Source organism: Ensifer sp. LC384 (genome assembly GCF_001695865.1).
Classification (GTDB): domain Bacteria; phylum Pseudomonadota; class Alphaproteobacteria; order Rhizobiales; family Rhizobiaceae; genus Ensifer.
Genome location: NZ_MBST01000015.1, coordinates 86,677 through 107,325, shown reverse-complemented (window position 1 = coordinate 107,325; position 20,649 = coordinate 86,677). Strand labels below are relative to the sequence as shown.

Genomic DNA, 20,649 nt, shown 5'->3' with positions numbered 1-20,649 from the left:
ATGCGCCCTCCCAAGCTCGCCTCACTGACCGCGCATGTCACCGAACTGGAAATGACGACACCGCCCAAGCAGAGCTTGCCGATGCCCGTCAACATCCACACGGCAATCCTGCGCGTGTCCGACATCCCGCTCAACTACTACAGGTTCCTCTATCTGCGGGTCGGCAAACGCTGGCACTGGGCCGATCGCATCCGCATGAGCGACAAAAAATTGGCTGCACTGCTTGCCGACAAACGCACGAGCGTCACGGTGCTCTATGTCAACGGCGCGCCTGCCGGCTTCTTCGAGCTCCATCAGGCCGAGGACGACGTCGTCGAGCTCACCCATTTCGGGTTGATGGAGCACGCCTTGGGGCTTGGCCTCGGCAAATGGTTCCTGCTGCAGACGCTGTTTGCCGCCTGGACCTTGAACCCGAGCAAGGTGACGGTCACAACCAACAATCTCGATCACCCCCGGGCGCTCCAACTCTATCAGCAATTCGGCTTCTCGCCTGTCGCCACCCGCGAGGCGACCGTCGAGCCGCTGACGGACGAAGAGTTGCTGGCCTTCGCGAAGAATCTCTGACCTCGGCGCATTGGCACGTTCCGGGTGTCGCCACCGCACCGGTGGGAGCACAGTGTCCATCGAATGATCCCAATCGATCTGGAGATGCACCATGGCCCTGCGCTATATCCCGATGTCCACCGATCAGGCCGAGCGCCTGAGACATGGCGGAAAAGATGCCTATGGCAACCCGCCGGAACGGCATATATCCGACGGCGATGGCGTGCCCTGCCGGCATTGCCTTCGTAACGTCGAGGCGGGCGACGCCTATCTGATCTTCGCGCTGCGACCCTTCACGTCGCTGCAGCCCTATGCCGAGACCGGTCCTGTCTTCATACATGCCGACGAATGCCCGACCTATACCGAAAGAGCTCGGCCACCCATCCTGAGATCGAGCAAGGACTATCTGTTGCGCGGTTATGGCAGCAACGAACGCATCATCTACGGGACAGGCGGTGTGGTTCCCACCGAGCAGCTCGAAGCCCGCGCTGAAGCCCTGCTCGCCATGCCCGAGGTGGCAAGCGTGCATGTACGATCGGCCAAGAACAATTGTTATCAGTGCAGAATGGAGCGCGCCTGAAGCGCCGGACCGGTTTTGGCCGGACCGGCACCATCACAGGCTTCAGGCGACGTTGAGTATCGCTTCCGGCGCATAGGCGTCATAACCCAGCGCTTCGGCCACGGGGGCGTTGGTCACACGTCCGCGGTGAACGTTGAGCCCGGCGCGCAGGTGGCGATCCTCCGCAACGGCCTTCAGGCCGCGATCAGCCAGTTGCAGGCCGTAGTGCAGCGTCGCGTTGTTGAGCGCATGGGCCGATGTCACAGGGACGGCGCCAGGCATGTTCGCAACGCAATAATGCACGATGCCGTCGACCTCGTAGGTCGGGTCGGAATGGGTGGTCGCGTGCGATGTCTCGAAGCAGCCGCCCTGATCGATGGCGACGTCGACGATGACCGCACCCTTCTTCATCCCGGTCAGCATTTCCCGCGTTACAAGCTTGGGTGCCGCGGCGCCTGGGATGAGAACGGCTCCGATGACCAGATCGGCAGAAAAGACCTCATCCTCAAGGGCGTCGATGGTGGAGTAGCGGGTGTGCACCCGGCCGCCGAAGATATCGTCGAGCTGGCGCAGGCGCGGGATCGAGCGATCGAGGATGCTGACGTCGGCACCAAGACCGGCGGCCATTCTAGCCGCGTGAAGGCCGACGACGCCGCCACCGATGATCGCGACCTTGGCGGGAAGGACGCCTGGTACACCACCGAGCAGAATGCCGCGACCACCATTGGCCTTTTGCAGCGACGTGGCACCAGCCTGTATCGCCAGGCGCCCTGCCACCTCGGACATCGGCGCCAGAAGCGGCAAACCACCACGCTCGTCCGTGACGGTTTCATAGGCGATGGCGGTGACGCCGGAACTCAGAAGCCCCTTGGTCTGTTCCGGATCCGGAGCGAGATGCAGGTAGGTATAGAGAATTTGGCCTTCGCGCAGCTGTGCCCATTCGGAAGGCTGCGGCTCCTTGACCTTGACGATCATGTCCGACTTTTCGAACACGTCCTTTGCCGTCGCGACGATCTTCGCGCCAGCGGCTCGGTAGGTATCGTCATCCGCGCCGATCCCCGCTCCTGCCTTGGTTTCAACGATAACCTCGTGGCCGTGAGCGACATATTCACGTACCGACCCGGGGGTCAGGCCGACTCGGTATTCATGGTTTTTGATTTCCTTCGGGCAACCGACACGCATCGAGCGTTCCTCTCCTGTTGTGGGCAATTTTGCCTCATTGACACCCGCTCAGCAAAACACGCGACGAAACGAATGTCCTTGCAAAGATGTCTCCGCAAAGGCAGTAATTTCGGAGAGTATTGCGCCGTTGGCCGATCTATTGGTGGAAATCGCGAATGAGTGAACTTGATGCCATCGATCATGCGATTCTGCGCATTCTTCAGCAGAATGGCAGGATTTCGAATGCCGATCTGGCAGCTAAGGTGGGGCTGTCACCATCGGCCTGCTCGCGCCGGGTCGACATCCTGGAGAAATCCGGCACGATCAGCGGCTACCATGCCCGCCTTGCCCACAAGGCGCTCGACTACCAGATCATGGTGATCGTGCATATTTCGCTGTCCGGGCAGTTTGCGAAGACGCTGGCAGAGTTCGAGGCGGCGGTAAAACTCTGCCCCAACGTTCTCGTCTGCTACCTGATGTCGGGTGAGTACGACTATATTCTCAGGGTGGCGGCCAAGGATCTGCAGGACTACGAGCGCATCCACCGCGATTGGCTCTCCGCCCTGCCCCACGTGGTCAAGATCAACTCCAGCTTTTCCCTGCGCGAAGTCATCGACAGGCCGAACGTCGGGATCTGATCGCCTGCGACTGCGTTAGCGGCCGACGACGCAATCGCGGCCACGCCCTTTCGCCGCATAGAGCCTGAGATCAGCCTGGGAAAGCAGGTGCTCGATCGCGACACCATCACGTGGCGTCGACGACAATCCGATGCTGGCTGTCACAGGCTTGCCATCAGGTGTGGAAATGCGGGCCGACACCGCATGCCGGATATCCTCTGCATGTTTGAGCGCATCGGCATGCGACAGTCCCGGACACAGCACGACGAACTCCTCGCCCCCATAGCGAAAGAGCCGGTCGCCCGGGCGCAAGCTCGTCTTCACCGCTTCAACCAGCTTCTGGAGGATACGGTCGCCCTGCTGGTGGCCGAAGCGGTCATTGACGCCCTTGAAATGATCGACGTCGATGATCAACAGGCTGACAGCGGCATTCGTGGCTGCGCTCGCGCGCAGCATCTGCGGCCCCTCGATATCGAAGCGGCTGCGATCGAGACATCCGGTCAGCGTGTCCTGGCCAGACCGCGACAGCAGGTCTTCATAGCGTTCGCGGAAGGTCAGATCGTTGAAGATATCGCCGAGCGGCCGGTCCGACATCGCCAGGAAAGGATGGCGCGAAACGTTGAGGTAAAGGCCGATGACGATGGCGTAGAAAGTGGCCGCCAGCATCTTCGCGATCCAACCGCCCCACAACACCTCGGTGGGCGCACCCTTCAGCCAGTGTAGAGCCGCATAAAATGCCAATTGATCGAAACTCAGGATCACGACACCGCAGACCAGGAAGCGGACGGTCACGAAACGGCGCAACCATTTTCCGAGACGCTCGTAGAGCAGGATGATCAGAAGCGTATCGAGGTAGAGAATCAACGTCCCCCACACCATCAGCCCACCCATCTCATCGATGAAGGCGATGTCGGCCGAACGACCGGGGACTATCGCGACGATCTCGTGCTGGCGCAACAGAAAGCTGAGAATGACCGTGAGCAAATTGCCGGCGAGCAGACCATAGATCGGCTGGCGGACGGTCGCTGCATCCTCCTTCACGTAAAGCAGCAGGATGACCATCAGCTTGCCGGAAAAAAGCACGACCGATCCCGGCGAGACGATCCCGAACGGCAGTTGTACGTAAAAGACCGCCGCCAGATAGGTCTCGATGAAATGCATCACACCCAGGGCAGCGACGAAAACGCCGAGACCCAACCGGGCACGAAGCTGCAACAGCCAGATCATCGCCGTGACGTAGACCAGTGCTTCGCCGACAAAAAGAATGAGATTGGCGTTGGGCATGCTCTTGAAAAGGTTCCGGTTTCGCCAGGCAAACCGTTAGGTGAAAATCTTAAGGAAGGCTTTATCCTGGTTGCATACGGCCTGGATTTGCAATGCGAGAATCAACTGCTTTGCGAAGTGTTGCCTTTCCGGCATAGTCGCGACCAACCCACCGTGGTTCGCGTATCGATGAAGAAACCGCGGATTGCACCCGCATCGACCGCAATGGCATTCATCAATGGAGGGCAAGCATGCAATCGACGACATCCCCGTTCCACCTCTCGCGCCGCTCGCTTCTGTCCGGCGTCGTCGCCTCCTCGGCACTCGTGATGCTTCACCCCTTCTCCGCACGTGCCGCAGCCAACCAGGCGCACCTGCGCATCATGGAAACGACTGACCTGCACGTTCACGTCTTTCCCTACGACTATTACGGCGACAAGCCGAATGACACGCTGGGCCTTGCGCGCACGGCCTCGATCGTCGACGCCATCCGGGCGGAGGCGACGAATTCGATCCTTGTCGACAACGGCGATTTCCTGCAGGGAAACCCGATGGGCGACTACATCGCCTATCAGCGCGGCATGAAGGATGGTGACATCCATCCGATCATCGCGGCGATGAACGTGCTCGGCTACGACTGCGGCACGCTCGGCAACCACGAATTCAACTATGGCCTGGACTTCATGTTCAAGGTGCTGAACGGCGCCAACTTCCCGCTCGTCTGCGCCAACCTGACCAAGGGCGCGCTCGCCGCCGATGCCCGCCAGGATCAATTGTTCCTCATGCCCTACGTCATTCTCGATCGCAAGGTGAAGGACGGCACTGGTGCCGAACATGCGATCCGGGTCGGCCTCATCGGTTTCGTGCCGCCGCAGATCATGACCTGGGATGCGAAGAACCTTGAGGGCAAGGCCGGCACCCGCGATATCGTCAAGGCGGCAGAAGCCTGGGTTCCGCAGATGCGCGAGGAAGGTGCCGATATCGTCATCGCGCTTTCCCATTCCGGCATCGGTCAGCAGGACTATGCCGAAAATCTCGAAAACGCGTCCGTGCCGCTGGCCGCGGTCGAAGGCATCGACGCCATTGTGACCGGCCACAGCCATCTCGACTTCCCGGGTCCGAAGTTCGACAAAATTGCCGGCGTCGACAATGCCAAGGGGCTGATTTCGGGAAAGCCGGGTGTCATGGGCGGTTTCTGGGGTTCGCATCTCGGCGTCATCGACCTGCTCATCGAACGCGAAGGCGGCGCCTGGCGCGTCGTCAGTTCCACCAGCGAAGCGCGTCCGATCTACCGGCGCGAGGAAAAGAAGGTGATCGCCGAGGTCGCCGACAAGCGGCAAGTGCTGGCGGCGGCACAAAAGGAGCACGAGGCAACGCTTGCCTATGTCCGCACCCCGGTCGGCAAGAGCGCGGTGCCGCTCTATTCCTACTTCGCCCTGGTCGCCGACGATCCATCGGTCCAGATCGTCAGCCAGGCGCAGACCTGGTACATCAAGGACATGCTGAAGGACACGGAGCACAAGGACCTGCCCGTGCTTTCGGCGGCGGCTCCGTTCAAGGCCGGCGGCCGCGGCGGCGCGGACTACTACACCGACGTTCCGGCCGGCGACATCGCCATCAAGAACGTCGCCGATCTCTATCTCTACCCCAACACGGTCCAGGCCGTGGTCATTACCGGCGAGCAAGTGCGCAACTGGCTCGAAATGTCGGCGGGCATATTCAACCAGATCAAGGCGGGTTCATCGGACGCCGCCCTGATCAATGGAGACTTCCCGTCCTATAACTTCGATGTCATCGACGGCGTGACGTACCAGATCGATCTTTCCGAGCCGCCCAAGTTCGACAAGGACGGCAACGCCGTCAACCCGTCATCCAACCGCATCAAGAACTTGAACTTCAATGGGCAACCGATTGATCATGAGAAGAAATTTGTCGTTGCGACAAACAACTATCGCGCCGGTGGCGGCGGCCATTTTCCTGACATCGCTGCCGACAAGGTAGTCTTCGTCGCGCCCGACACCAACCGCGACGTCGTGGTTCGCTACATCATCGACCAGGGAACCATAAACCCGGCTGCGGATGCCAACTGGACCTTCGCGCCGCTCGCAAACACCAGCGTCACCTTCGACAGTGGCCCGAAGGCAAGGCAGTTCCTGTCGCAGGTCAAGGGCGTGACGATCGAGGATGCGGGTGAAGCCGCCGAAGGATTTGCCCGTTTCCGCATCAAGCTGTGACGCTTCGTGCCCCTGCCAGCGGGGGCACGCTCTCCCCGGCATGGAGAGCGGAAGTGCCGCTGCCGGCAACTGGCGAAAAGCAGCAGCGCGGATGCTGAAGCAGCCATCCGTCCCGGCATTCGTGTGCCCACCGCGCTTACGGGCAGCGCGAGCTTTCAGTACGAAGAGACTGTATGTCTTTATTTTTACGGATAGGCTCCAGCGGCCTGCCGCTGACAATCACACCTGTCGGGTCTGTGCATCGTCGGCAAACAGCGATGGTCCGGTCTGGTCGATGATCTGGCGGCCTTTGCGGAAAGCGGCATCGATCGCGTCCTGCTCGGACGTAAAGAGATCGGCGCGGATAAAGCTGCGCACCCTCACGTCGCCTTCAGCGATCGCCTTCTCGATGCTGCCGGCTAGGCGAAACTGCGAGCCCTCGCGCATAGGCGTGGCGCGGATCGTGCACTCGGCATAGGCCTCGGCTTTCCCCGATGCGCCTTGAGCCTCGTTTTCACCAGAGCCGGAGCGGCCGAACAATTTTGAGAAAAATGATGCCATGAGCAAGACTTAGACGCGACGGCGAAAGCTGTCAAAGCCAAAGTGTCATCACGGCACCAGGCTCTCAGATCTCGCCGCTGTCAGATGATCAGATTGGACAGGATCTCGTTCTCGGTGATGTCCTGATAACGCAAGCCGGCAGCGTCGAACCGCGATTTGAGGATCGGGAAATTCTCCGCATGCTTTGTCTCGATGCCGATAAGGATCGAGCCGAAGTTGCGAGCGGATTTCTTCAAATATTCGAAGCGCGAGATATCGTCCTCGTCGCCGAGCAGGTTGAGGAAGTCGCGCAAGGCACCGGGGCGCTGCGCCATGCGCAGGATGAAGTACTTCTTGAGCCCGGCGTGCCGCATCGCCCTTTCCTTGACGTCGGGCAGACGCTCGAAGTCGAAATTGCCGCCAGAGACGACAGCGACGACGGTCTTGCCTTCGAGCTTCTCGCGCCCGATCGCGTCCAGCGCGGTGATCGACAGAGCGCCCGCCGGCTCGAGCACGACGCCCTCGACATTCAGCATGTCGATGATCGTCATGCAGATCGCGTTTTCCGGCAGCAGCATGACCTGATCGGCAGAGAAGCGCCGAAGGGCAGCGAAATTCAGATCACCGATCCGCCCTACAGCTGCGCCATCGACGAAGTTGTCGACCTGATCGAGCGTAACGACGCTGCCGGTTTCGAGGCTTTGCCTGAGGCTCGGCGCACCGGACGGTTCGCAAAAGACGAAATGGTCGGCGGCAACGTCGTCCTTCAGATAGCCGGTCACACCCGCCGACAAGCCACCACCGCCGACCGGTAGTACGACGAGATCGGGCCTGACGCCTTCGGGCAATTGCTCGGCAATTTCAGCGGCAACGGTCGCCTGCCCCTCGATGATGTCGAGATGATCGAACGGCGGCACCATCACGCCGTCAGTCGTTTCCACGTGCTCGCGCGCGGCCTTGTAGCATTGGTCAAAGATGTCGCCGACAAGGCGGATCGTGATGAACTCGCCGCCGAACATGCGGGTCTTGTCGATCTTCTGCTGCGGCGTGGTCACCGGCATGAAGACAACACCAGGAACACCGAAGTGTCGGCAGACGAAGGCAAAGCCCTGGGCGTGGTTGCCGGCCGAGGCACAAACGAAGGTCTTGCCTGTCGCACCGGCACCAAGCACCTTGCGGAAGAAATTGAACGCACCCCTGATCTTGTAGGAGCGAACCGGCGACAGATCCTCGCGCTTGAGGAAGATGTTGGCGCCGTAGCGGGCGCTCAGATGTTCGTTCAATTGCAGCGGCGTGGCTGGAAAAATATCGCGCATCGCCGTGGTTGCGTTGTCAACATCCTGCTTCGTCACGTGAGGTCATCCATTGAGTTTGCCGATGGCTGCCGCTATTGCACATTGCAGCGCCCGAGGCCATCGCTTTGACTCGAATCGACCGGCGGTGGACAATGTCGCCGCCTCGCGCCTCGCCAGATCATGTAGTTTCATTTCCAGGAAATCGAACGCTTGAACGCAACCCTGATCCGGCATGCTGTGCATATCGCGGCAATCCTTGGTCTCTACCTGTCGCTGGCGATGCTCGTACCGGCGATGGTCGATCTTTATTATGGCCATCCGGATTGGCAAATCTTTGCCGTATCCGCTTTCCTGATCGGTGGCCTGTCGGCAGCGACGTTCATGGCAACACGCATGGGGCCGCCGCCGTTTTCGAAGAAATTCGGCTTCCTGCTCGTCAATCTGCTCTGGGCCGTCTTTTCGGTCGTCGGCGCCATCCCGCTGTGGCTGTCTTCGCTGAAGCTCGACTTCGCGCAAGCCCTGTTCGAATCCGTCTCCGCCATCACCACCACCGGATCAACCGTCATCGTCGGCCTCGACGACGCACCGCCCGGGTTGCTCGTCTGGCGCTCGCTGTTGTGTTGGCTCGGCGGCATCGGCATCGTCGTGCTCGGCCTGTTCATCATCCCCTATCTCAGGGTCGGCGGCATGTCGTTCTTCAAGATGGAATCCTCCGATACCAGCGACAAGCCGTTCGCTCGCTTGGCAAGTTTCAGCCGCGCCTTCCTTCTCATCTATGTCTCGATCACGGTTCTCTGCACGATCGGTTACAAGATGGCGGGCATGAACCGGTTCGACGCCATCAATCACGCGATGTCGACGGTGGCGACCGGCGGCTTTTCCACCCATGACGCATCCTTTGCCTATTTCGGCAGCGTCCCGCTGCTGTGGACGGCGACGTTCTTCATGGCGCTCTGCAGCCTGCCATTCTCGATCCTGATTGTACTCGTCGTGCGCGGGCGCCTCGATGCGCTGCGCGACCCGCAGATCATCGTCTTCCTCGGATATCTCTCGGCCTTCTCGATCGCGGTGGCGATCTATCATCGCCTTGCCAATGACGTCGAATTTCACCTGGCGCTCGCCCATTCGTTCTTCAACATCACCTCGATCCTCTCGACCAGCGGCTACGCGAGCGAGGACTACAGCCTGTGGGGGCCGTTCGTGGTGATGGTCGCGTTCATCGCAACCTTCATGGGCGGCTGTTCCGGATCGACGGCCGGCGGGATCAAGGCCTATCGCTTCGTCGTGCTCTTCAACGCCATCCGCTCCGGCCTCAACAAGCTCATCTATCCCAATGCGATCTATGCGGTGCGCTACGGCAACAACACGGTCGATGCCGATACACAGCGCGCCATCTTCCTGTTCTTCACCACCTATATCCTGCTGTGGGTGCTGGGCAGCCTCGGCATGGGCGCGCTCGGCTACGATTTCATCACCGCGACTTCGGCGGTGATTACCTGCCTTTCCAACGTCGGCCCCGGTCTCGGCAGTCTCATAGGCCCAGCGGGCAACTTTTCGACGCTCCAGGATCCGGAGCTCTATCTTCTTTCGCTGATGATGCTGCTCGGCCGCCTGGAAGTGCTGACCGTGCTCGTGATTCTGACGCCAATCTTCTGGAAACATTGACCATTGCCACGCCGGCCTTATCGTCTTGACTCGATGCGGCAAATGCCGAAAGTCGGATCAACCGGACAAAGGGGAGCGTCATGGCGAAACATCGGTCACGGCTGGCGGTGCTGACCGCAGCAAGCATGCTCTGCATAAGTATCGAGGCAAAGGCTGGACCGCTTGTGGACGCCGCCACCAAGGCGGAACAACTGGCAACCTCCGGCGACGCAGCCAAAGCGCGGGAACTCCTGCGGCAGGCCGTCGGCGACTTTTCGCAAACCCTGCCGTTCTCGATCGGCAAGGCCGTCTTCATCACCAAGGAGCCCGCCGGCTACGCCATGTACGAGCCGAAGGAGGGCACCGTCTTCAAGACCGGCGAAGCACTCGTATCCTATGTCGAACCGGTCGGCCTGACCTGGAAGGATGCGACCACCAAGGGCAAGTTGGAGACGCATTTTACGGTCGATTTCGACATCCTCAATCCCAAGGGCGAGATCCTCGCCGGCCAGAAAGCATTCGGCGACTTCACCTTCACCGGCTATCTCAAGAACCAGGAGATCTATTCGACCCTGACGATAGATGTATCCGGAGCCCCGGCCGGCGACTACGTGCTGCGCTTCCATTTCAACGATATCAACAGCGGCAAGACGGCGACGATCGACCAGCCGTTCAAGATCGCGGGACCGTGAGACGATGGCCGACATGATTACGACGATCGGCTTCGATGCCGATGATACGCTTTGGCAGAACGAACAATTCTTTCGCCTCACCGAGGCGCGCTTTGCCGAACTGCTCAAGGACCACGCCGACACCGATGATCTCCCCGCACGCCTGCTGGCCGCTGAAAAGCGCAACCTCGACCTCTACGGTTTTGGCATCAAGGGTTTCGTGCTGTCGATGGTCGAGACCGCCGTCGACGTGACGGACGGTCGCGTACCGTCATCGGTGATTGCCGAAATTCTTGCCGCCGGGCGCGAGATGCTGGTCCACCCGGTAGAGCCGCTGCCGCATGTCAAGGAAACGCTCGAGGCGCTTCATGGCGCCTTCCGGCTGGTGATGATTACCAAGGGCGACCTCTTCGACCAGGAGCGCAAGCTTGCCGCCTCGGGATTGGGAGACTATTTCAACGCGGTCGAGATCGTCAGCGATAAGACGGTTGCCACATATGACCGCATCTTCACACGCCACGGCGACGGCCCATCGAAAAGCCTGATGGTCGGCAACTCGTTGAAATCCGACATTGTCCCTGCACTCGATGCCGGCAGCTGGGGCATCTACGTGCCGCATGCCCTCACCTGGGCATTCGAGGATCACGACAAACCCGTCGGCCATCCACGCTTCCGCGAGGTCGCCGATCTCGGTGGCCTGTCGGGTGTGCTGCAAACGCTGGACAAATAGCAGGCTCGCCATGAACCGGAGTGATCGTGACGAGCTGTAGAGGATGGTAGCCTAGCCCCTCAATGCAGCCGTTAATTGCTTATTGCGTGAGCTGACATCTTTCTTTGGGAGTCGGAGAAATGTGCGGGCATCCAGAAGTATGCATCACAGGAGAATCAGTATGGCGCAGCTAATCGGAGCCACCGTAGTAATGGCATTCACCAGCATATTGATCGGCTGGATTATCAGGCGATTCTCCGTCATGAGCATCTTTGCCTCTCGCCTTATCGGCTTGGCAGTCATGATGTTCGTCGCGCCGACGGTCTACTTTCTGACGTCGGGCACACCATACTTTCAGGCATTTTTCACCTACGGCCTTGGCGCGTTGATTGCCGGCGCAATTTTCCATTTCTCGCGATCGAAGCACCAGCCGTCGTAAGGGCCCCAAAGGGCGCCCCCCGTCGATGTCCCGATGACGTTCGCTCATGCCGTTGCGCCACGGAAATTGTAGCCTAGCGCGAACGGCTCGACGTCGCGGCAACACAGGTGCCCATCGCACTGCTCGCGGAATCGGCCGGATCTATGCTATGTGCCGCCACCAATCGAAATCGAGGTGATCGACATGGCCGAAAATTGGGAAAACCCCGTGACCTTGGCCCTGGAGGGGCCGGAAAAATACACGATCATCTCGAACACGACCGAAGCGTCCTGGGCAATGATCGAAGACTGGCCGCTGGAAGACAGCGCGCTCTTGACGCGGGCGCTCGATACATGCGCGGCGGTGATCGAGGGCAAGCAATCGGTGGAGGCCGCCCGCCAGGCCTTCATCGATGCTGCGCGCGAGGCCGGGATTCTCATTAAGGAATAACGTGGCAGCACGACCCGGTCGGTCGCGTCTGTGCATCTTCCGGTCTGTGGCATAGGAGACGACGCGCCGCCGACTTCAGGTGCCGCTCCGGCGGAAGCGACGGCTTCCTCCGCCGACGGCGCCAAATCTCCGCTGCCGGCTAAATTAGAATTGGTCGCGCCCACTTCAAAGCAACAGCTAAAACACGTCGAACGAGGGGCGAACATCCCCAGTACGAACCCGGCCTGCCCTCCTCCCAGTAACCCATTTGAGGGAAGAACAATTGGTGAAGATCGGCATCCACCACAGAGATTGCGGGCGCCGGGCAATCGTACGCCCACTTGCGTTTTCGGGTCGTGTGGGTGAACCTGCCGACCAGGACAGGTTGAAGCCGCTGCCGGGCAACCGGACCGCACAACAGCCCCAAAACTGGAGGACATCATGGCGATCAGACTTCTCACGGCAATGGCGGTAACAGCACTCTTGGCGATTTCAGGATGTGCGACCAGTGGCTCCGGCAATACGACCTACTCACAAGCCCAAGGGGTCGACCCCGATATCGATCCCACGGGCACCGCTAACGAAAGCATGGGTGCGGGTTACTAAACCTGACCCAGGCGACCAGGCTGGCGGTGGCCGACAGTCTGCCGGTACGGTTGCTCGCCAAAACTATTTCAACTTCTTGATGCAGGAAAAGTCGTTGACAGGCAGGGGGATAGATTCGTCCTCGATGCTACCGGCACCACAGCAGCGGGCGTGATGTACGCCACGTTCAGCTCCTATCCGAAATAGATTCGAGGCGCGGATAGCGCCATGGCTTGTCCCTCAAAAACTCCAGGAGAACGGCACGTAGCTTGGTGGAGAGGCGGCAGGATCGTGCGTTGGGCCATGAGCGTTTTTCTCGTCTTTGACAGCAATTCGACAGGCATCATTCAGTTTCAATTAAGCCTATTTCCCGGATAATGGGGACAATCATAAATTGAGGGAACCTCTGGTGGCGCTTCCTGGACCAGCTTTCATTCTCGCTCTCGTTGCCTTCATCGTTGTGGTGCCCCTTGCCGCCAAGAAAGCGGAACAGGGCCGGATATACAGCCACAGCATCACAACCAACTTCTGATTTTCACCCGTTGGTCATCCCGCACACCACTGGCGGGCGTCGCCGCAGTGGTATCGCTCGCGTTTGCGGGCTCTGCCTTCGCTGCCGTATCGTCGGCGCCTGTCGAAAACAGGCAGCCGTCAAGGCGAAGCACGAGGTTGAACTCGCCAGCGGGAGGAGTCGCGACCAACGTGTAAGCGTAGAAAGAGAGCCGCAAAGGCGTGGGGAGGCACCCAACAACGGCAAGACTACGTATTCAGGGCGTTAAATTTTACGAAAGGGCGGCCTTGGTCGCCCTTTCCGGATATTTTCACCCATGGCCGGGCGGAAGCTTCCGCTGACGCAAGCCGAGCTATCTCCATCGTCTGTACCAACCGCGAAACACGGACAGAGCAACGCACTCGTCAACGATCAATGGGATGTTGAAGCAATCATCCGCTGGAACCCTATGAGGCTCATTGAATACGGACGCGTTCCGCAAGCCGGGTTTCAAACTGGTGAAAGCGACACAGGCACATGAGCTGAACAACGAAAAATCCGTTGTGCAGGCCTTCCAAAACCGAAGAGCGCAAGGTACTGAAAACACTCAGTGCGGGCGTGGCGAAACTGGTAGACGCAAGAGACTTAAAATCTCTCGGCTTCGGCTGTGCGGGTTCGATCCCCGCCGCCCGCACCAGATGGCCGCTAAGGAAAATTCTTCACACACAATACTTCACCGCCGCCCGCTCAACGGACGGTTTGGCCTGCCGCCTTAAATCGATTTACCGCTCAGTGATAGTAGAAGCAGTCGCATTCGGCTCGCTGGACATCGTCGTGCCAGACCCTGACCGCCAGTTTCGTGCAGGCTCCCTTGTCCTCTAACCGCAAACCAAGCAGCGAAACCGCTGCGGCCTTCGGGTTGAGTGCATCGACTTCAATTGCCGACCCTACCTGCTGCACGCCGTTGCGGGCGGTCCAGGTGAAGATCTGAACGCTGTAGTGTTGCATTGAAAATCCTCCGCTATGCAGACGCAGTGGACGCAATACTCTCGCTGAACTCAGATAAAGATCGGACGGATAAAGGCACGTCCGGAAAATCTATCAACCGTCGTCGACGGTTGCCTCGGGGCGGTCGCCGCCATCGGTATGCTCGAAATGCCAGTTTCCTTTTTCGTCCTGGAAACTGATATCCTCGTCGTCGCCGCCGACCTGCTGCTCGGCTGCCACGGCCTTGGCGGCCGCCAGAGCCATTTCTCGGCTGGGAAAGGGTTCCGAAAAGGCGTCGGCTGCCTTGTAGGCCCAACCGCCGTCGTGGGGAACGATGGAGTACGTAATGCGCGCCATGCTTCTCTCCCTGCACTCCGAAAGGCAATCCCGCCTTTCGCGGGCCGTCCGCCCGGCCCAATATTCCTCCTCGTCAATGGCATTCTCATGCCGAACGGGGCGGATATTAACACAGGAACAGGCCGATAGGCCACTTTCGCGAATCAGAATGTGACAGGGCGTGTCAAGACGAGAAAGCGGCCCTTTGCAGGGACCGCTTTCTTTGCAATCTTTCAAGTCTTTTCCGCGGTTTAGGCCGACTGATTCGCCGCAATCCTGGCGACATGCTCACCCTGGTAGCGGGCGGTATTCAGGCAATTCCGCTTGATCACCGTCGCCGCGAAGACTTATCAACATGCGTCCGGCTGCCGGCAGCCGTACGGTTAACAGAGCCTTCTCAATTCTCGAGCAATCACGAGATACTACTGAACAATCGACTTACATAAGCAGGATCGCCAATGAGCAGCCCTAAGATCGTTACTGCCGCCATGGTCGCCATCGGCGACGAACTCTTGTCCGGCAGAACAAAGGACAAGAACATCGGCCATCTCGCCGACATGATGACGATGGTCGGGATCGACCTGCGCGAGGTCCGCATCGTTCCCGATGAGGAAGGGTCAATCGTCGAAGCCATCAACGCCCTGCGCGCACGCTACGATTACATCTTCACTTCAGGCGGGATCGGCCCGACCCATGACGACATTACGGCCGACGCGGTGTCGAAGGCCTTCGGCGTCAGCTGTATCTATGATGGGCGGGCGATGGCGCTGCTCGGCGCCATGTACGAACGCCGCGGCATGGAATTCTCCGACGCCCGCAAGCGCATGGCGCGCATGCCGGAGGGGTCGCGGCTGATCCCCAACCCGGTCTCCACCGCGCCTGGCTTTGCCATCGGCAATGTACACGTGATGGCCGGCGTGCCGCAGGTGTTCCAGGCGATGCTCGACGCAATCATGCCGGACCTGCAGACCGGCACGCCACTGCTCTCGCAATCGGTGCGTTCACCCTATGGCGAAGGCGATATCGGCACGCCACTGACCGAGGTGCAGAAGAACCATCCGGAGACCAGCATCGGATCCTATCCCAAGTTCGACGGCAAGGTCTTCTCCACCGATATCGTCGTGCGGGCCCGCGACCCGCAGGCTCTATCGGCCGCCGCCACAGATGTGCAGGCGATGATCGAGGCGATTACCGCATCCCGCGCCAAAGGCTGACGACCTGACGGAAGCAGCGGCAGATAGGGCTTGGGCGCGAAGCTCTTGCACATCGGCCGTCATTGCCGCTATTGCATGTCGACAAATCAGGATGAAGCGTCTGCGCCTGCCCGATCTGCCGGATGCTTCGCCCTTACCTCGTCCAGACAAGCCGGAGCCCAGAAATGTCCCTGCCCGATAAAGCCTTCCCCGTTTCCTGGGATCAGTTTCACCGCGATGCGCGTGCGCTTGCCTGGCGGCTGGCCGATCAGGGGCAGGAATGGCGCGCCATGGTCTGCATCACGCGCGGCGGCCTGGTGCCGGCGGCCATCATCTGCCGTGAGCTCAATATCCGCATGATCGAGACGGTCTGCATCGCCTCCTACCACGATTATGACACACAGGGGCAGATGAAGGTGCTGAAAGGCATCGCGCCTGAGATCGCCAAGGACGGCGGTGAAGGCGTGCTGATCATCGACGATCTGACCGATACCGGCAAGACGGCAGCCGAAGTTCGCGCCATGCTCCCGAAGGCGCATTTTGCCGCCGTTTATGCCAAGCCCAAGGGCCGGCCAATGGTCGACACTTTCGTCACCGAAGTGAGCCAGGACACCTGGATCTACTTCCCTTGGGATCTGGGCTTCACCTATCAGGAGCCAATCGCCAAGGGAACGCGCGGTTAACACCGGCATCCGCCCTCGGCTTGCGCTGGCGAGCCGAGGGGCTTTATTTGTCGCTCAGTGACGACTGGGGCCAAACGCTTCAGCCAAGCGACGGGATCGACGCAACCAATGTCTCGGCAGTCAACCCTGTCCCGGCCTTCGTACCGGCAGCGCCATGGCGCCAGACACCGGCGGCTGCCGCCTCGAACGCCGGCATGCCCTGCGCCAGGTGCGCGCCGATAATGCCTGCAAGAACGTCTCCGGATCCCGCCGTTGCCAGCGACGGTGGAGCATTGGCATTGACAGCAACCGTCCCATCCGCACTGGCGATAACCGTATCGGCTCCCTTGTAGACAATCGTGGCGTGGCTCATCCGAGCCGCCGCCTGCGCCCTTTCGATCTTCGACAGTTTCTCGTCGCGGGCGATCTCGGGAAAGAGCCGGGAAAATTCGCCCTCGTGGGGCGTCATCACCACCCTGCCCGCAGCCGCGGCGAGCCGCTCGAACAATTCTGACCTGTGCTTCTGGAAAGAGGTGATGCCGTCGGCATCGAGGACGAGCGCGCGGCCGCATAGCTCAAGCGCAAAGTCGCGCGCTCGATCACCAACTCCGAACCCTGGACCAAGGACAAAAGCGCCGAGCCGGTTGTCCTCCAACCAGCGCTTGAGCTCCTTCCGGTCGTCAATCACCTTCAGCATCACGGCGGTCAGGTGCGCGGCGTTGATGTCGAGAGCAGATTTCGGTGACGCCACAGTCACCAGACCAGCCCCGGCGGCGAGACCGGCCGTAGCCGACAGCCGCGCAGCACCGGTCGCCTGCGGCCCGCCCGAGAAGACGACGAGATGACCGCGGCGGAATTTGTGTGTCGACGCGTCGAGGCACGCCGCCTGCTCCGACCAGAGCGCCGGCGTGTTGATACGCAAACCACTCCCGCCGGCCCTCACCGTTCGTGCCGGAATGCCGATATCGAAGACGTCGAGCGTGCCACACAAGGAACGGCCCGGAAGCAGCAGATGGCCCGGCTTCATCGCCATGAACGTGACTGTGTGGCTGGCGGCGAATGCTGCGCCGCGAATTTGTCCCGTTCGCCCATCAACGCCGGTCGGCAAATCGACAGCAATGATGGGCAAGCCCTGCTCGTTGACGCTTTCGATCGTTTCCCTCACCGGCTCGGGCAGATCCCGCGCGAGGCCAACGCCGAAGAGCGCGTCGACGATGACATCTCCGCTCTGCGGCAAGAGGGAATCAAGCGGATCTATCGCACCAGCCCACAGCAGCCGCGCACGGGCGGCGTCGCCCGCAAGCGCGGCCGGATCGCCGAAGGCGAACACGGCAACGTTGGCACCGCTCTCCGACAGGGCTGATGCTGCGACATAGCCGTCGCCACCATTGTTGCCGGGTCCGCACAGTACGACATAGCGTTGCGCCTGCGGAAACAACCTGAGCGCCGCCGCAGCCACTGCCAACCCCGCACTGCGCATCAGCAGGAAGCTGTCGATGCCCGATTGCGCGGCCGCCAAGTCTATTGCCGCCATTTCGGCCGGGGTAATCAACAGATCACAAAGCGAAGAGTGCATGTCTCAGACTTATCCCTCTGTACCGGCCTTCGGCAAGTGGCACACACGAAATGCCACCTGCTCACAATTCGTGCATTTGCACATAATTATTGCTCAAATAACGTGCTGCATCGCCTCCGATGGCGCGACTATCATCTCAAACCCGGCGACACCGGCGGAAAACTCATAAAAAATAGGCAGATTGCCTGGTGGCAAAGGTATGCAAAGCAGCCCCCGCCCCTCGACGGCAAGAAATTTTGCCGCTTGGCAATCATTTTGCAGAAAAACTGGCATGCAACGTGCATATTGAGCGGCGAGCGGGCATGATCCTGCTTTAAAGGGAGAAGCGGAGAGACATTTTCTCATGAAAAAGATCGAAGCGATCATAAAACCCTTCAAGCTCGACGAAGTGAAGGAAGCCCTTCAGGAAGTCGGCCTGCAGGGCATTACCGTCACGGAAGCAAAGGGCTTCGGTCGACAGAAAGGTCACACGGAGCTGTATCGCGGCGCCGAATACGTCGTGGACTTCCTGCCGAAGGTAAAGGTCGAAGTGGTGCTGGCTGACGAAAACGCGGAGGCTGTCATCGAGGCGATCCGCAATGCCGCACAAACCGGCCGGATTGGCGACGGAAAGATTTTCGTTTCCAACATCGAGGAAGTCATCCGAATTCGTACCGGCGAAACCGGCCTCGACGCCATCTGATCCTCAAGGGCCGCCCGGCCCTGCCACTTTTCAAACCTCGTCATCTCACACAGGGAATTACGGAAAATGACGACTGCAAGCGATATTCTGAAGCAAATCAAGGACAACGACGTCAAGTTCGTCGACCTGCGCTTTACCGACCCCAAGGGCAAGCTGCAGCACGTAACGATGGACGTCGTCTGTGTCGACGAAGACATGTTCGCCGACGGCGTCATGTTCGACGGCTCCTCGATTGGCGGCTGGAAGGCGATCAACGAGTCCGACATGGTGCTGATGCCCGATCCCGAAACAGCGCATATGGACCCATTCTTCGCGCAGTCGACGATGGTCATCATCTGCGACATTCTCGATCCGGTTTCGGGCGAATCCTACAACCGCGACCCGCGCGGCACGGCGAAAAAGGCCGAAGCCTACCTCAAGGCCTCCGGTATCGGCGACACCGTCTTTGTCGGCCCGGAAGCCGAATTCTTCGTCTTCGACGACGTCAAGTACAAGGCCGATCCGTATAACACCGGCTTCAAGCTCGACTCCTCGGAACTGCCGTCCAATGACGACACCGACTATGAGACCGGCAACCTTGGTCACCGCCCGCGCGTCAAGGGCGGTTATTTCCCGGTCCCGCCGATCGACAGCTGCCAGGACATGCGCTCCGAAATGCTGACGGTTCTCTCCGAAATGGGCGTGACGGTCGAAAAGCATCACCATGAAGTGGCGGCTGCCCAGCACGAACTCGGCGTCAAGTTCGACGCGCTGGTTCGCAACGCCGACAAGATGCAGATCTACAAGTATGTCGTGCACCAGGTTGCCAATGCCTACGGCAAGACCGCGACCTTCATGCCGAAGCCGATCTTCGGCGACAATGGCTCGGGCATGCACGTGCACCTGTCGATCTGGAAGGACGGCAAGCCGACCTTCGCAGGCGACGAATATGCCGGCCTGTCGGAAAGCTGCCTCTACTTCATCGGCGGCATCATCAAGCATGCGAAGTCGTTGAACGCCTTCACCAACCCGTCGACGAACTCCTACAAGCGTCTCGTCCCGGGCTACGAAGCCCCGGTCCTGCTCGCCTACTCCGCCCGCAACCGTTCGGCTTCGTGCCGCATTCCGTTCGGCACCAACCCGAAGGCCAAGCGCGTCGAAGTCCGCTTCCCGGATCCGACCGCCAACCCCTACCTCGCCTTCGCAGCGATGCTGATGGCCGGCCTCGACGGCATCAAGAACAAGTTGCATCCGGGCAAAGCCATGGACAAGGACCTCTATGACCTGCCGCCGAAGGAACTGAAGAAGATCCCGACCGTTTGCGGCTCGCTGCGCGAAGCGCTCGAAAGCCTCGACAAGGATCGCAAGTACCTGACCGCCGGCGGCGTCTTCGACGACGATCAGATCGATTCCTTCATCGAACTGAAGATGCAGGAAGTCATGCGTTACGACATGACCCCGCACCCGGTCGAGTACGACATGTACTACTCGGTCTAAGACCGACGGGCCGGGCGGCGGATGCCGCGCCCGGTCTGAAAGCGAGACGTGGCAAGCCGGCGGGGTTCAAGGAGCCCCGCCGGCTTGTTTTTTGGGGGCATGCTGCCGCGAGGCGCAAGAAGGCAAGGCAGGCATACACGAAGCCGTGCATGACACCCTATTGATGTTTTGGGTTTGGCAACCCAGATAATCCCTTGAAAGGATGTGTTGCGTCATGAAACAGAGAAACGCGAAATTCGAGATCGGACAGGTGGTTCGCCATCGGGTTTTCCCGTTCCGCGGCGTCGTCTTCGACGTTGATCCGGAATACGCAAACACCGAGGAATGGTGGAATGCCATCCCCCAGGAGATCCGCCCAAGCAAGGATCAGCCCTTCTACCACCTGTTTGCCGAGAACGACGACAGCGAGTATGTCGCCTACGTGTCCGAGCAGAACCTGGTATCCGACGAAAGCGATCGGCCGATACGCCACGCCCAAGTCGACGCCCTGTTCGAGAAGGACGACATCGGGCACTACAAGCCCAAGGTGACGTTCCGCCACTAGCGGCTTGGCTTGTTGCACTCGCTCAAATGAAAAACGCCCGGACTTGGTCCGGGCGT

23 protein-coding genes and 1 tRNA gene are annotated in these 20,649 nt (G+C 60.0%); 16 read left to right on the top strand and 8 right to left on the bottom strand.

All coding sequences use genetic code 11. The features are described from left to right. Both BC363_RS13815 and BC363_RS13810 read left to right on the top strand, forming a co-directional pair. Entirely contained in the window at nucleotides 1–564 is a 564-nt protein-coding gene (locus BC363_RS13815; RefSeq protein ID WP_065781455.1) for a GNAT family N-acetyltransferase, read from the top strand. A 91-nt stretch (nucleotides 565–655) separates the two neighbouring features. After that, nucleotides 656–1,123, top strand: a complete 468-nt coding sequence (locus tag BC363_RS13810) for a DUF1203 domain-containing protein (RefSeq protein ID WP_065781456.1) — start codon at nucleotides 656–658, stop codon at nucleotides 1,121–1,123. A 42-nt stretch (nucleotides 1,124–1,165) separates the two neighbouring features. Here the strand turns inward: BC363_RS13810 and ald are convergent, their stop codons facing one another. Beyond that, the gene (ald, locus tag BC363_RS13805) at nucleotides 1,166–2,284 is read right to left on the bottom strand and encodes an alanine dehydrogenase (protein ID WP_065781457.1); all 1,119 of its coding nucleotides are present in this window, start codon (nucleotides 2,282–2,284) and stop codon (nucleotides 1,166–1,168) included. 155 nt (nucleotides 2,285–2,439) lie between these two features. Between ald and BC363_RS13800 the strand changes: the two genes are divergently transcribed. Further along, a complete protein-coding gene (locus BC363_RS13800) occupies nucleotides 2,440–2,901 on the top strand; it encodes an Lrp/AsnC family transcriptional regulator (protein WP_025427034.1) in 462 nt (153 codons plus the stop codon). A 15-nt stretch (nucleotides 2,902–2,916) separates the two neighbouring features. On the opposite strand, the gene BC363_RS13795 is transcribed toward BC363_RS13800, so the two are convergent. Next, entirely contained in the window at nucleotides 2,917–4,164 is a 1,248-nt protein-coding gene (locus BC363_RS13795; RefSeq protein ID WP_065781458.1) for a GGDEF domain-containing protein, read from the bottom strand. A gap of 230 nt (nucleotides 4,165–4,394) precedes the next feature. On the opposite strand from BC363_RS13795, the gene BC363_RS13790 reads away from it, so the two are divergent. Further along, entirely contained in the window at nucleotides 4,395–6,377 is a 1,983-nt protein-coding gene (locus tag BC363_RS13790) for a bifunctional 2',3'-cyclic-nucleotide 2'-phosphodiesterase/3'-nucleotidase (RefSeq protein ID WP_065781459.1), read from the top strand. Nucleotides 6,378–6,596: 219 nt separating this feature from the next. Here BC363_RS13790 and BC363_RS13785 read toward each other — a convergent pair whose 3' ends face one another. Both BC363_RS13785 and ilvA read right to left on the bottom strand, forming a co-directional pair. After that, nucleotides 6,597–6,917 (bottom strand): HlyU family transcriptional regulator, encoded by a 321-nt coding sequence (locus BC363_RS13785; RefSeq protein WP_065781460.1) that lies wholly within the window; start codon nucleotides 6,915–6,917, stop codon nucleotides 6,597–6,599. Nucleotides 6,918–6,997: 80 nt separating this feature from the next. Next, the gene (gene ilvA, locus BC363_RS13780) at nucleotides 6,998–8,248 is read right to left on the bottom strand and encodes a threonine ammonia-lyase (protein WP_065781461.1); all 1,251 of its coding nucleotides are present in this window, start codon (nucleotides 8,246–8,248) and stop codon (nucleotides 6,998–7,000) included. A 153-nt stretch (nucleotides 8,249–8,401) separates the two neighbouring features. Here ilvA and BC363_RS13775 point away from each other — a divergent pair, with 153 nt between their 5' ends. From BC363_RS13775 to BC363_RS13750, 7 genes are all read left to right on the top strand, one after another. After that, complete coding sequence (locus tag BC363_RS13775) at nucleotides 8,402–9,856, top strand: TrkH family potassium uptake protein (RefSeq protein WP_065781462.1); 1,455 nt, start codon at nucleotides 8,402–8,404, stop codon at nucleotides 9,854–9,856. Nucleotides 9,857–9,936: 80 nt separating this feature from the next. Further along, nucleotides 9,937–10,527 carry a hypothetical protein gene (locus BC363_RS13770; protein ID WP_065781463.1) on the top strand — a complete coding sequence of 197 codons (591 nt, stop codon included), beginning with the start codon at nucleotides 9,937–9,939 and terminating at the stop codon, nucleotides 10,525–10,527. Nucleotides 10,528–10,531: 4 nt separating this feature from the next. Further along, nucleotides 10,532–11,236, top strand: coding sequence for an HAD family hydrolase (locus BC363_RS13765; RefSeq protein ID WP_065781464.1), 705 nt, complete (start codon nucleotides 10,532–10,534; stop codon nucleotides 11,234–11,236). A gap of 160 nt (nucleotides 11,237–11,396) precedes the next feature. Continuing rightward, complete coding sequence (locus BC363_RS13760) at nucleotides 11,397–11,654, top strand: hypothetical protein (protein WP_065781465.1); 258 nt, start codon at nucleotides 11,397–11,399, stop codon at nucleotides 11,652–11,654. A gap of 183 nt (nucleotides 11,655–11,837) precedes the next feature. Continuing rightward, entirely contained in the window at nucleotides 11,838–12,083 is a 246-nt protein-coding gene (locus tag BC363_RS13755; protein ID WP_065781542.1) for a DUF982 domain-containing protein, read from the top strand. A 420-nt stretch (nucleotides 12,084–12,503) separates the two neighbouring features. After that, on the top strand, nucleotides 12,504–12,668 hold the full coding sequence (locus BC363_RS35425) for a hypothetical protein (protein ID WP_202618568.1): 165 nt from the start codon (nucleotides 12,504–12,506) through the stop codon (nucleotides 12,666–12,668). Between the two features lie 1,081 nt (nucleotides 12,669–13,749). Further along, a tRNA-Leu gene (locus tag BC363_RS13750) sits at nucleotides 13,750–13,834 on the top strand. A gap of 92 nt (nucleotides 13,835–13,926) precedes the next feature. Here the strand turns inward: BC363_RS13750 and BC363_RS13745 are convergent. Further along, a complete protein-coding gene (locus BC363_RS13745; protein WP_065781466.1) occupies nucleotides 13,927–14,145 on the bottom strand; it encodes a hypothetical protein in 219 nt (72 codons plus the stop codon). Nucleotides 14,146–14,238: 93 nt separating this feature from the next. Then, nucleotides 14,239–14,481: a DUF2188 domain-containing protein gene (locus tag BC363_RS13740; protein WP_065781467.1), complete on the bottom strand. Its 243-nt coding sequence runs from the start codon at nucleotides 14,479–14,481 to the stop codon at nucleotides 14,239–14,241. Between the two features lie 437 nt (nucleotides 14,482–14,918). Here BC363_RS13740 and BC363_RS13735 point away from each other — a divergent pair, with 437 nt between their 5' ends. After that, entirely contained in the window at nucleotides 14,919–15,674 is a 756-nt protein-coding gene (locus BC363_RS13735) for a competence/damage-inducible protein A (RefSeq protein WP_065781468.1), read from the top strand. A gap of 164 nt (nucleotides 15,675–15,838) precedes the next feature. Further along, nucleotides 15,839–16,336, top strand: a complete 498-nt coding sequence (gene gpt / locus BC363_RS13730; RefSeq protein WP_025427018.1) for a xanthine phosphoribosyltransferase — start codon at nucleotides 15,839–15,841, stop codon at nucleotides 16,334–16,336. 79 nt (nucleotides 16,337–16,415) lie between these two features. On the opposite strand, the gene BC363_RS13725 is transcribed toward gpt, so the two are convergent. After that, nucleotides 16,416–17,891, bottom strand: a complete 1,476-nt coding sequence (locus BC363_RS13725; protein ID WP_065781469.1) for a bifunctional ADP-dependent NAD(P)H-hydrate dehydratase/NAD(P)H-hydrate epimerase — start codon at nucleotides 17,889–17,891, stop codon at nucleotides 16,416–16,418. Between the two features lie 93 nt (nucleotides 17,892–17,984). Further along, on the bottom strand, nucleotides 17,985–18,257 hold the full coding sequence (locus BC363_RS34370) for a hypothetical protein (protein ID WP_141690300.1): 273 nt from the start codon (nucleotides 18,255–18,257) through the stop codon (nucleotides 17,985–17,987). Here BC363_RS34370 and BC363_RS13720 point away from each other — a divergent pair. The 3 genes from BC363_RS13720 to hspQ all read left to right on the top strand — a co-directional run bounded on the left by BC363_RS13720 (nucleotide 18,235) and on the right by hspQ (nucleotide 20,593). Beyond that, a complete protein-coding gene (locus BC363_RS13720; RefSeq protein WP_025427016.1) occupies nucleotides 18,235–18,573 on the top strand; it encodes a P-II family nitrogen regulator in 339 nt (112 codons plus the stop codon). The genes BC363_RS34370 and BC363_RS13720 overlap by 23 nt on opposite strands. Before the next feature lie 66 nt (nucleotides 18,574–18,639). Next, nucleotides 18,640–20,049: a type I glutamate--ammonia ligase gene (gene glnA, locus BC363_RS13715; protein ID WP_053247387.1), complete on the top strand. Its 1,410-nt coding sequence runs from the start codon at nucleotides 18,640–18,642 to the stop codon at nucleotides 20,047–20,049. Nucleotides 20,050–20,263: 214 nt separating this feature from the next. Further along, nucleotides 20,264–20,593, top strand: coding sequence for a heat shock protein HspQ (gene hspQ / locus BC363_RS13710; RefSeq protein ID WP_025427014.1), 330 nt, complete (start codon nucleotides 20,264–20,266; stop codon nucleotides 20,591–20,593). Nucleotides 20,594–20,649 lie beyond the last annotated feature (56 nt).